Origin of the sequence: Jeotgalicoccus marinus DSM 19772 (assembly GCF_000425825.1) — a bacterium.
GTDB lineage: Bacteria > Bacillota > Bacilli > Staphylococcales > Salinicoccaceae > Jeotgalicoccus > Jeotgalicoccus marinus.
Genome location: NZ_AUEE01000005.1, coordinates 61447 through 73207 on the forward strand (window position 1 = coordinate 61447; position 11761 = coordinate 73207).

An 11761-nucleotide genomic window follows, 5' to 3' on the forward strand; every position below is an offset into this window, starting at 1 on the left:
TTCTGGTTTTTTCTATATAAGTGTCTAAAAGACATTTAAGTGGGTAAATGTACACTGAATATAAATAAGGAGGCATTATTGTGGATTCATCACAACCAATTAATATTGAACTTTGTGAACTAAAAGAACAGCCAAATCGTGCATTTGAGACCGCAGAGAAAGAAAAACGCGTTGTACATGTCATGGATGGAGATCAATTAACTGGTGTATTAATGAGTAAAGCACAATACGAATTTGCCTTGGATGAGATTGAGTCATTGTACGATGTAATTGATGAACTCACTGTAAGTGATAGTATTGCAAACTCAGATGAGAAAACATTTTCAGTAGATCATGATGACTTTGAAAGAATAAAAGATATGCAATTGCATGAAGAATGGGATTAAGTGTTAGATTTGAGATATTTAATCCCTTTTTTTAAAATTCATATTAAAGTTTACATAACATATATTATAGGAAGCTATGTGTTTATCAGAATAGAACCCCTTTTCATGTGATTATGATGTTTAATATTTTATATTTCGGATAAATAATATATGTAAGATGATGATTGATTAAATTTTAGGAGGTTTTAAATATGGCACCATTCTTTAAAGTTTATCATGACGATGAAAGAATTCAGGAAGATATCAATATCTTAAAATCAAACAAGATTGATAAAGAAAATATCTATGTATTAACACATGATGACGATCGTACAGATCGTATTGCAAAAAATGCTGAAGCCAACACGATTGGCGCAAAAGAACAAGGTTTAGCTGACGCAGTTAAATCTACTTTTGAAAAACAAGGCGACGAATTAAGAAATAAATTCGAAAGTATCGGATTTTCTAAAGAAGAAGCATCAGAATATGAAGCAGAATTAGACAAAGGCGCAGTATTCCTAATTGTCACTGAATCATATGGTGTAGACTTAGAAGCACTAATAGGATAAATGTTTAAAGCCATATCCCCTACTTTTTGGGATATGGCTTATCTGATTAAGTTACTATTGTTCTCCTGTGAATCCATTACCTGCTTCAATATCAATCAGCCAATGCCGTTTTAACATAAATGCACGTTCGGTTGCTGCTGTAGCGGCGATAATCGCGACAGCAAAGTTTTCCCAAAGCGACAGAGAAATCGGCGATGTAAAGGTACCAATATTTTCAGCCACCCACGGAATTTCTGTTAGTGTTTCTGTCAACTGTAATACAGTTAATACAAGTGAAAATAACAGGATAATTATTGCTAGTATACCGATAAAATTACTGATAACTGGAAACCGCTGATGAAACCCTCTTCTAAATCCTCTTACCGAGTTTTTATCAGGATAGACTGTGAAAATCGCATCTTGATTAGAAACATAATTAATTTTATTGATACCACTCGTACTATTTTTAACTTCGATCATGCCATCATCAACTGGAAATACAGCTGGGAGTTTAGAAAAAGCAATGTGCCTTCCTTCTTTATATAGGTCTACTGAAGGTTCTTCTGAAAAATATCTAGATTTTAAGGCGTAGTAAGTCGTGTTCCTATCCGCTTTATTGGTAATTTCTAAGTGAAACAACGAATGCGTAAATATATTCCAAATTCTATAAGGCTTCAAAAGATGACCATCGCCCGCTTTTACTTTCTTCATCTGCTTACGTCGTCTACTTTTCTTAGTTAAACCAAGCATAGGAAGCACCCTCTTATAAAATTTCTATACCCACGAAAAATACCCATAAACACTGAATAATCAGCGTTTACGGGCTTTTTCTTCTTCAGATTCTCTCAATACTCTTTCTGCTTCTCTAATCTCTTTAGCTTTTCTTCTATTTCTTTTCGCCACCCACATAGATACTGAAATAACTAACGATAAAACTGCTAGAAACGCTGCATATCCAAGTAGTGGTTGCCATTCTAAGTTAGAATAGAAGTTCGGTAAGATGAAAGCTAAGGCCCCCATCACCACGAAAGTTATAATCGGCATAATATAATATTTTTTTGGTAAAAATCCAACAAGAATACTTAAAACAATAACTGCTAATAAAGAATAAATATAAAACTGTACATCATCTATCATATTATCACCTCTTGTGTTTAATACCCCATTATTTAAAAATCATTCATATTTCATAAGTTATACAATATTCACAATTTTATGTATAATATATAATAGCAACAAAGGAATAATAACGGGAGATGATTTAATGACAGAGTTACAAAACAGAACAGATGTCGATGTGAATTATACTTGGGATTTATCGGTTATCTTTAAAGATGACGAAACTTGCCAGGCTGCCATCGAACAAGCACGTAAACAGATCGACGACTTTCAAAAGAGTCACCAAGGACAAGTGAATACTGTAGACAATGCAATCAAAGCCATTGACGACTACCGACAAATTTTAGAGGCGAATGTATTAATCGGTACATACTCAAACCTACGATTATCGGAAAATCGCGGTGACGAAGCTGCACAAAAACTGGGTGGTTTGACGGGTAACCTCCAAACCGACTTAAGTTCAAAAACGAGCTTCTTAGTCAGTGAATTACTTGAGCAAGATGAATCATTTTTACAAGAAATTGGTCAAACTAAGACAGAATATAAACACTATATAGATGATTTACTACGTTCTAAGCCCTACCAATTAGAAGCCAACGTTGAAAAAGCACTCGCATCTTTCTCTTCTGTATTTGCGGGACCTTATGATTTATATCAAAAAACAAAATTACTAGACATTGATTTTGGTACCTTCACTGCTAATGGTGAGGAATATTCTTTATCTTACCTAGCGTTTGAAGGTGGATTAGAATCCAATCCTGATAAGGAAGTTCGTCGTCAGGCATTCAAAAAATTCTCAGAATCGTTAAGACAATACCAAGAAACGACGGCTGGAACTTATGATATTCACTTAAAACGTGAAAAAGCAGAAGCAGACTTACGTGGTTTTGACTCTGTGATTGATTACTTATTACACAGACAAAAAGTTGATCGTGAATTATACGATAGACAGATTGATACGATTACAGAAAAATTAGCCCCACATATGCGCCGTTATGCGAAGTTACTAAAAGATGTTCACGGCCTAGACACTATGAAATATGAAGACTTAAAGATTCCGTTAGATCCAGAATCAGAGCCAGAGATTAGTGTAGAAGAATCAAGGAAATATATTTTAGATGCCCTTGGTATTATGGGTGAAGATTATACAGATATGATCAACAGAGCCTACGATGAACGTTGGATCGACTTCGTTCAAAATAAAGGGAAATCAACAGGTGCTTTCTGTTCTAGTCCATATGGCAGTCATCCGTACATTTTAATCTCATGGTCTTCTTTAATGGAAGAAGTATTTGTCTTAGCCCATGAATTAGGTCATGCGGGTCACTTCAATAATGCGAACCGTGCACAAAATATTTTTGATACAAGACCATCGATGTACTTTATCGAAGCGCCAAGTACGATGAACGAGATGTTGATGGCCAATCACTTATTGAAGAATTCTGAAGATCCTGCATTTAAACGTTGGGTCATCAGTTCAATTATTTCAAGAACTTACTATCATAACTTTGTCACTCACCTACTTGAGGCAGCTTATCAAAGAGAGGTTTATAAGCGTGTTGATAATTATGAGACAGTGACTGCATCGACTTTGAATCAATTAAAACGTGAGGTCATTGAGAAGTTCTGGGGTGAAGATGTTGAAATCACTGAAGGTGCTGAATTGACTTGGATGCGTCAACCACACTACTATATGGGACTTTATCCGTATACTTATTCAGCAGGATTAACAATTGCAACAGAAATGTCCAAACGTATTTTAAACGATGGCCAACCAGCAATTGATGATTGGTTAAATGTGCTTAAGACGGGTGGTAAAGAAGACCCAGTAGAATTAGCGAAGATGGCCGGCATTGATATTACAACTTCTGAACCATTAGAGAATACAATTGCCTATATCGGAGAACTCGTTGATCAATTAGAAGCGTTGACTGAAGAAATCGGTAAATAATTTATAGAGTATGAAATCCTTTGATGGATTTCATACTTTTTTATTATATATGGATTGTTACGTGCCGTCGTGGAATTGACGACGGCACATAAATGAGAATACGTGCCAATAGCAGGTCACAATGGCGCAAAAAGAGAAATACGCGCCAATGAGCAACTCATAATGGCGCGAAAAGGCAAATACGTGCCAATGAGCGGATCACAATGGCGCAAAAAGGGGAATACGCGCCAATGAGCGGGTCACGATGGCGCAAAAAGAGAAATACGCGCCAATGAGCAAATCACAATGGCGCGTACGTATTCTCGAATCAATATATTTACTTATCCTTCAAGTGTGTCATGCCGTTAACAAACTCGATGCGTCCTTCTTTCAATAATCCACCTAAAGCGCGTTTGAACTGACCTTTAGATAAGTTGAAGACACGTTTGATGTCTTCGGGTGAACTTTTATCGTTAAATTCCATCATGTCATCATGCATCTGCATGTATTCGACGATACGTTCTCCGTCAGTACCTAGACGTTTATAGGATTTTTCTAGGAAGGAGCCGTTGACTTCACCTTTTTCATTAATGCCAATCAGTCTAAAGGAGACTTCTTGCCCGAGTCGAGGCTCTTGCTCTCTTTCACTCTCGTGAACGAAGACCTTGTAGCCTTCATCCGAAATCAGGAAGGTTCCGACTTTCAGTAAACGGTACGGACGCCCTTTTAACCACTTGTTACCGAGTGATTCATAGTCCTCACGAGTTAATTTCTGGAACTTTTCACTTACTTCTGTTTCAGTAATTAGACGGCCGTACAACTGATCATCTGCCTCAACACGAATCGTCGCATAGACCATATCATCGACAGCTGGCCAAACTTCCTTCATACGTGGTAAGTCAATCCAAGGAATGAGGATTTCACGTGGTGAGCCAATGTCTAAGTATGCCCCATCACGATTGACTTCGCTCACTCGTGCGTAGCCGAATTTGTCGGCTGTAATGCTCGGGATTTTAGGTGTTGCGAAGAGTTCACCTGAGCGGTTCGGATAGATAAAAACCGGTACTTCTTCGTCAATATCATAATCCAAGTCTCCTTCGATTTCTGAACGGTTCATGCGGATATACTTTTCATCTTCAGTTACAAGATGATAGGTCGAGCCTTCTTTTTTGATTACTTTTAAAAATTGTACTGTACCTGATATTTTAGTCATTTTAAGTCCTCATTTATTTCACAAATTGTTTTAAACTATTAAGTTCTATTTTAGCAATAGCCTCATTGGTTTCAAAGGTTAACTATATTCCAATAATATCATATTTATGGTATCATCGCTTATGAATGTAAACTTTTAAAACGAATGTTTAATATAAAGGAGAATGCACATGCTGCAAGTAAGCGACGTGAGTCTGAGATTTGGAGATAGAAAGCTTTTTGAAGATGTAAACATTAAATTCACACCAGGGAATTGCTACGGATTAATCGGTGCAAATGGTGCTGGTAAATCTACATTTCTTAAGGTATTAACTGGTGAAGTTGACTCAGATGGCCACGTAATTTTAGGACAAGACGAACGCATGGCGTTCTTAAGACAGGATCACTTTGGTTATGAAGACACAAGAGTTTTAGACGTTGTCATGATGGGCCATGAGAAATTATGGAATGTCATGAACGAAAAGAATGAAATCTACATGAAACCTGATTTTTCAGATGAGGACGGTATTAGAGCGGCTGAACTTGAAGGAGAATTTGGTGAAATGGGTGGTTGGACTGCAGAAAGTGATGCAGAGTCCCTACTCCACGGCCTTGGAATTCCTCACGACTTAGTTGATAAGAACATGTCTGAACTTGATAATACACAAAAGGTAAAAGTGCTTTTAGCTCAAAGTCTATTCGGTAATCCTGATGTACTGTTACTCGATGAGCCGACCAATGGTTTAGACATTGAAGCGGTACAGTGGTTAGAAGAATTCTTAATCGATTTTGAAAACACTGTAATCGTCGTATCCCACGACCGACACTTCCTAAATAATGTATGTACACATATTGCGGATTTAGACTTTGGTAAGATTAAAGTCTATGTTGGAAACTACGATTTCTGGTATCAATCTAGTCAGATGGCCCTACAAATGGCCCAAGACCAAAATAAGAAAAAAGAAGAAAAGATTAAGGAACTAAAAGACTTCGTTGCTCGGTTCTCTGCCAACGCTTCAAAATCTAAGCAGGCAACCAGCCGTAAGAAGATGCTTGATAAGATTGAACTTGAAGATATTCAACCTTCATCTCGTCGCTATCCATTTGTCAACTTTACTGCAGGTAGAGAAATCGGTAATGAGCTCTTACAAGTTACTGGACTCTCCTACTCTATTGACGGTGAAAAGGTACTTGATAACCTATCATTTACTTTAGCACCTTATAGTAAAGTCATATTAACAGGTGGATCAGAATTACAAAGAACGACCCTACTTCGTATTTTAGCTGGAGAAATTGAGGCTGATGAAGGCGAAGTTCGCTGGGGTGTCACAACATCACAATCTTATTTCCCTAAAGATAATTCTGAGTACTTTGAAGGTGTGGACTTAAGTCTTGTTGAATGGTTGCGTCAGTATGCACCACCAGAAGAACAGACTGAAACATTCCTAAGAGGCTTCTTAGGTCGCATGCTCTTTTCTGGTGAAGAAGCGAAGAAAAAAGCGAGCGTATTATCAGGGGGAGAGAAAGTACGCGCCATGCTCAGTAAGATGATGTTATCTCAAGCTAACGTCATTCTACTTGATGAGCCAACAAACCACTTAGACTTAGAAAGCATTACTGCGGTCAACGATGGCTTGAAGAAATTTAAAGGTTCTATGATCTTTACATCACACGATTTAGAGTTCATCAATACAATTTCAAACACAGTCTTAGACATCTCTGACAACAAGGCAATCGTTAAGGAAATTGGTTATGAAGATTACCTTGTAGAAAAAGGAATTATCAAGAAATAAGAACTTTCTGTTTACTTTGAATATTACCTTATGTATAATGACATCTAACGACAAAAACTAAATATTATTAAGATGAGGCGCATCAATCATGAGTACTCATATACTTAACTTCTGCGAAAGTGTATATGACTAAAGGGTGAGATGCCGAAATGAATGGTAGAAACGCAGCTACCACTCGTTGGATTCGTAGGTTAAGAGCTAAGGATTTGTCATTATTTTCACGGATAATGGAGTGCATCACTTGTATATAAATTTTAAACAAGTCTGGTCACCCAGGCTTGTTTTTTTATTTACATTTTTGATTGTACTTATAAAACTAGGAGGCATGTTATGAAATTAGCAGTAGTTGGTGCAACAGGTGTTGTAGGTACAAAAATGTTAGAAATGATTGAGCAATATGAAATCCCTTTTGATGACTTGGTCTTATTTTCATCCAAGCGTTCAAGTGGTAAAGAAGTTGAGTTTAAAGGACAAACTTACATTGTCGAAGAATTAACGGAAGATAAAACAAAGGATGGCTTTGATTATGTCGTCATGAGTGCAGGTGGGCGGGCGAGTGAAAAGTTCGCCCCACTTTTTGAAGACAATGGCGCAATCATTATCGATAATTCAAGCTTTTGGAGAATGAAGGATGATATCGATCTCATCGTTCCAGAGATTAATGAGCCTAGATTAAATAGAAAGATTATAGCGAACCCGAACTGTTCAACAATTCAATCTGTCATTGCCTTACAACCACTCTACGATATCTTTGGTATCAAGCGTGTCCATTACGCAACTTACCAATCAGTATCTGGTTCAGGTGCAGGTGGCATTAGGGATTTAGAAGAAGGTGCAAAAGGTGAAGCACCGACAACATATCCGAAACCAATTTATAACAATGTGATTCCTCAAATTGATGTTTTTTTAGAAGATGGTTATACAAAAGAAGAAGTCAAAATGATTGATGAAACGAAAAAGATTCTTGGAAATGATGATATTCAGGTCACTGCAACTTGTGTGAGAGTACCGGTGATTTCAAGTCACAGTGTTCAGATTAATGTGACGCTAGAAAAGAGAGCAACAGAAGAAGAAGTTAGGAATGCTTTTAGAAACGTACCACACATTGTCTTGATGGATCATCCTAAAAATGGTGTCTACCCTACACCGTTTGAAGCATCCCATCAAAATGAGATTTACGTCGGTCGTATTAGAAAAGACCCAACGCTCGAGAACACCTTCCACGTATGGTGTGTCGGAGACAACTTACTTAAAGGTGCCGCACAAAACACAGTTCAAATTCTTAAAACGCTAATCGATAATAAATAAGGAGCGGATATATATGACCCATATTTTTGAAGGTATTGGTGTTGCAATGACCACCCCATTTTCGAATAATCAAGTGGATTATGAAGCATATAAAAATCATATTGAATTTTTAATCGAGCACAACGCACAAAGTTTAATTATCAATGGTACAACAGGAGAATCCCCTACCCTTTCAGATGATGAAATCAAAGGACTATTAAATACAGCGATTGAAACAGTCAATGGTCGTGTGCCAGTGATTGCAGGGACCGGAACAAACTCTACAGAGCGTTCAATCGCCCTATCGAAATATGCTGAAGAAGCGGGTGCTGACGCAGTCATGTTAATTACGCCTTATTACAATAAGAGTAATCAACGCGGTTTAGTGGCACACTTCACAACGATCGCAGATGCCATTAACATTCCGATTGTCTTATATAATGTGCCGTCCAGAACGAACTTATCAATTGAACCTGAGACGGTACTAGAACTCAGCCAACACAGAAATATAGTCGCTTTAAAAGATGCTGTTGGTGACTTAAACTACACAATTGAGGTCTTAAACTTAGTCGATGAAAACTTTGCCCTCTACAGTGGTAACGATGATAATTTCACAGACTTTACAGATCTTGGCGGTAAAGGTTTAATTTCAGTAGTCGGCAATGTGATTCCAAAAGAATTACAAGATGTCTACGAGCGTCAAACCAATAATGACCGTGAAACCGCAAGAGCACGTTTTAAAGATTTAATGCCGGTCATCAATGCTGTACAAGTAGACGTCAACCCAATCCCAGTTAAAGCACTCACAGCAGAACTTGGTTTTGGTCAATATGAACTAAGACTTCCACTCTTACCATTAGATGAAGCAGTTAGACAGACTGTTGTTGATGTTTATCAAAGTTACAAAGAAGGTGTCAGAGTATGAAGATACTCTTGATTGGTTACGGGACGATGAATCAAATTGTTAGTCGTCTCGCTAAGGAAAAGGGACATGAGATTGTCGGTGTGATTTCATCATCGACAGATATCTACCCTAATTTTACGAGTATTGATGAAGCGGGTGCAGATGTTGCAATTGATTTTTCAAATCCTGAAAGATTGATTCCTTTGATTTCAGAAGACTTTAAAACCCCACTCGTCGTTGCAACGACAGGATCTAAAGAAGAGATTGTCAGCTTACTAAAAAAGAGAGCTGAATCGTCTCCTGTGTTCTTTAGTGCCAATATGAGTTATGGTGTAAATGTCTTAAATAATTTACTTAAAAAAGCCTTAAGTGAATTGAATGACTATGACCTAGAATTAGTTGAGCGTCACCATAATAAAAAGGTCGACGCGCCGAGTGGTACTTTAGTTAAACTGTTAGATACAGCACTTGAAGAAAGACCTGGGAGCTATCCAGTTTACGATCGATCCAGTGCTAGATCACCACGCAGTAAAGAAGAGATTGGAGTTAGTGCCATTCGCGGTGGTACGATTGTCGGTACCCATGACGCAATATTTGCAGGTCATGATGAGGTTATTGAACTGAGACACACCGCCCAGTCAAAAGATATCTTTGCAAACGGTGCAATCAAGGCAGCAGAGGCTTTGATTCATAAAGAAAATGGATTTTATAACTACAACAATTTATTTTAAGGAGAAATTTACACATGGAGAAATTTACAGCAGAAGAACTTATTAATTACATTTCAGAGGCAGAGAAAGAAACGCCATTAAAGATATATATCAATGGAGATTTTTCTGATGTCACTTTTGATGCGTCATTTAAAGTATTTGGTACGAATGAATCTAAAACAATTTTTGCCGACTCAAAAGATTGGCAAGCCTTTTACCCTTCAATTGAAGACAAGGTAACGGACATTGTCGTAGAACAAGATCGTCGTAACTCAGCCATTCCACTCATGGACCTAACGAATACAAATGCACGTATTGAACCCGGTGCTTTCATTCGTGAACATGCAGTCATCGAAGATGGTGCGGTAGTCATGATGGGTGCTTCTATTAATATTGGTGCTATCGTTGGTGAGGGTACAATGATTGATATGAACGCTGTTTTAGGTGGCCGTGCGACGACAGGTAAAAATGTTCACGTCGGTGCTGGAGCAGTACTTGCTGGGGTGATTGAACCGCCAAGTGCCTCACCTGTTGTCATTGAAGACGATGTATTAATCGGTGCGAACGCTGTAATTTTAGAAGGTGTTACAGTCGGACAAGGCTCAATTGTTGCAGCTGGGGCAATTGTTACTGAAGATGTACCTGCAGGTTCAGTCGTTGCAGGCACACCGGCAAAGGTCATCAAACAAGCAAGTGAAGTGACTGATTCAAAAAAAGAAATCGTTCAAGCACTCAGAAAGTTGAAATAAGATGACGATAGTATCAAATGAAGAACTAGAGTTTGTTATTAAACATAGAAGACATTTACATCAACACCCGGAGCTCAGTATGGAGGAATTCGAGACGACTGAATATATTATCAGTGTTCTTGAGGCACTTGATGTGCCCTACTACCGAGTGCTAGAGACCGGTGTGATTGCTGAGTTAAAAGGTAATAGTGATAAAATCCTTGGCTTTAGAGCTGATATTGATGCCCTACCAATTCAAGAAGTCAATGAAGTTTCTTATAAGAGCACAGTTGATAATGTAATGCATGCATGTGGCCATGATGGCCACACGACTGCCCTCTTACTCTTTATAAAGCGGATGAAAAAAGTGTTTGATCAAGGGAAATTAAAACACAATTGTGTCTTTATTTTTCAACCGAGTGAAGAAAGTAACGCAGGTGCAAATCTTTTACTTAAGGCATGGGAGAATAGACCGGAATTTGATGCCATATTTGGCATTCATTTAATGCCAGATGAACTAGAAGGTACAGCGCACTATAGGGATGAAGAATTAACTGCGAGTGCGAATGAGTTCCACTTTACAGTTGATGGTACAAGTGCGCACGTGGCTCAAAAACATCAAGGGCGTTCTGCACTTGAGGCAATCATTAAAATTGCCAATGAAGTTTCAAATATTCAACAGTTCCACCTGGATGGTTTAAATAGAAATATTGTACACATGGGTGAACTACAAGCAGGAGAAGCAATTAATACAGTACCAGCTAAAGCTTCTCTTAGAGGAACAATACGTACTTATGAAGAAGCGGATTTAAGTCAGATTAAAACACAGATGGCTAAAATAAAAGAAGCTTCTGAGCTACTCTACGGTGTGAGAACAGATTTAGCATATAATAGTGGGTATCCTGCGGTAAGAAATAATGGAAGTCTTAAAAGTTTAGTAGAAAAATCCTTATCGTCAATCGGCATGGAAGTGAATGACATGGAAAAACCTTACTTATTCGGTGAAGATTTTTCATTCTACGGAGAAATCGCACCGGCGTATTTTGTTTTTATCGGTTCGAGAAATATCGATCAAGGTTTCGTTACAGGACTACACACCAATACTTTTAACTTTGATGAACGTGTCCTGATTGATGTAGCGAACTACTATGAAGCAATTTTAAATCACTATTAACGGTCAGGAGTG

Annotated in this window: 12 protein-coding genes and 1 riboswitch; of the genes, 9 read left to right on the forward strand and 3 right to left on the reverse strand. The window is 37.9% G+C overall.

What is annotated here, in order from left to right; all coding sequences use genetic code 11:
* The first annotated feature begins 80 nt into the window (after positions 1–80).
* Together H624_RS0102990 and H624_RS0102995 are read left to right on the forward strand one after the other, a co-directional pair.
* Complete coding sequence (locus H624_RS0102990) at positions 81–386, forward strand: hypothetical protein (RefSeq protein WP_026866265.1); 306 nt, start codon at positions 81–83, stop codon at positions 384–386.
* A gap of 191 nt (positions 387–577) precedes the next feature.
* Positions 578–934 carry a YflT domain-containing protein gene (locus tag H624_RS0102995; protein ID WP_026866266.1) on the forward strand — a complete coding sequence of 119 codons (357 nt, stop codon included), beginning with the start codon at positions 578–580 and terminating at the stop codon, positions 932–934.
* Positions 935–988: 54 nt separating this feature from the next.
* Here the strand turns inward: H624_RS0102995 and H624_RS0103000 are convergent, their stop codons facing one another.
* Positions 989–1663: a hypothetical protein gene (locus tag H624_RS0103000; protein WP_026866267.1), complete on the reverse strand. Its 675-nt coding sequence runs from the start codon at positions 1661–1663 to the stop codon at positions 989–991.
* 60 nt (positions 1664–1723) lie between these two features.
* Positions 1724–2050, reverse strand: coding sequence for a hypothetical protein (locus H624_RS0103005; RefSeq protein WP_026866268.1), 327 nt, complete (start codon positions 2048–2050; stop codon positions 1724–1726).
* A 127-nt stretch (positions 2051–2177) separates the two neighbouring features.
* On the opposite strand from H624_RS0103005, the gene pepF reads away from it, so the two are divergent.
* Positions 2178–3983 carry an oligoendopeptidase F gene (gene pepF, locus H624_RS0103010; RefSeq protein ID WP_026866269.1) on the forward strand — a complete coding sequence of 602 codons (1806 nt, stop codon included), beginning with the start codon at positions 2178–2180 and terminating at the stop codon, positions 3981–3983.
* Between the two features lie 316 nt (positions 3984–4299).
* On the opposite strand, the gene H624_RS0103015 is transcribed toward pepF, so the two are convergent.
* Positions 4300–5175 (reverse strand): CvfB family protein, encoded by an 876-nt coding sequence (locus H624_RS0103015; RefSeq protein ID WP_026866270.1) that lies wholly within the window; start codon positions 5173–5175, stop codon positions 4300–4302.
* A gap of 169 nt (positions 5176–5344) precedes the next feature.
* Between H624_RS0103015 and H624_RS0103020 the strand changes: the two genes are divergently transcribed.
* The 6 genes from H624_RS0103020 (at position 5345) to H624_RS0103045 (ending at position 11749) form a co-directional block, all read left to right on the forward strand.
* Positions 5345–6946 carry an ABC-F family ATP-binding cassette domain-containing protein gene (locus H624_RS0103020; protein ID WP_026866271.1) on the forward strand — a complete coding sequence of 534 codons (1602 nt, stop codon included), beginning with the start codon at positions 5345–5347 and terminating at the stop codon, positions 6944–6946.
* A gap of 64 nt (positions 6947–7010) precedes the next feature.
* A riboswitch (Lysine riboswitch) is annotated at positions 7011–7192 on the forward strand.
* Positions 7193–7276: 84 nt separating this feature from the next.
* Positions 7277–8254, forward strand: coding sequence for an aspartate-semialdehyde dehydrogenase (locus tag H624_RS0103025; RefSeq protein ID WP_026866272.1), 978 nt, complete (start codon positions 7277–7279; stop codon positions 8252–8254).
* Between the two features lie 13 nt (positions 8255–8267).
* Positions 8268–9158, forward strand: a complete 891-nt coding sequence (gene dapA / locus H624_RS0103030; protein WP_026866273.1) for a 4-hydroxy-tetrahydrodipicolinate synthase — start codon at positions 8268–8270, stop codon at positions 9156–9158.
* Positions 9155–9868 (forward strand): 4-hydroxy-tetrahydrodipicolinate reductase, encoded by a 714-nt coding sequence (gene dapB / locus H624_RS0103035; RefSeq protein ID WP_026866274.1) that lies wholly within the window; start codon positions 9155–9157, stop codon positions 9866–9868. Before dapA ends, dapB begins: the two co-directional genes overlap by 4 nt.
* Positions 9869–9882: 14 nt before the next feature.
* Positions 9883–10596 (forward strand): 2,3,4,5-tetrahydropyridine-2,6-dicarboxylate N-acetyltransferase, encoded by a 714-nt coding sequence (dapD, locus tag H624_RS0103040; protein WP_026866275.1) that lies wholly within the window; start codon positions 9883–9885, stop codon positions 10594–10596.
* 1 nt (position 10597) lies between these two features.
* On the forward strand, positions 10598–11749 hold the full coding sequence (locus H624_RS0103045) for a M20 metallopeptidase family protein (RefSeq protein WP_035855848.1): 1152 nt from the start codon (positions 10598–10600) through the stop codon (positions 11747–11749).
* Positions 11750–11761: the final 12 nt, after the last annotated feature.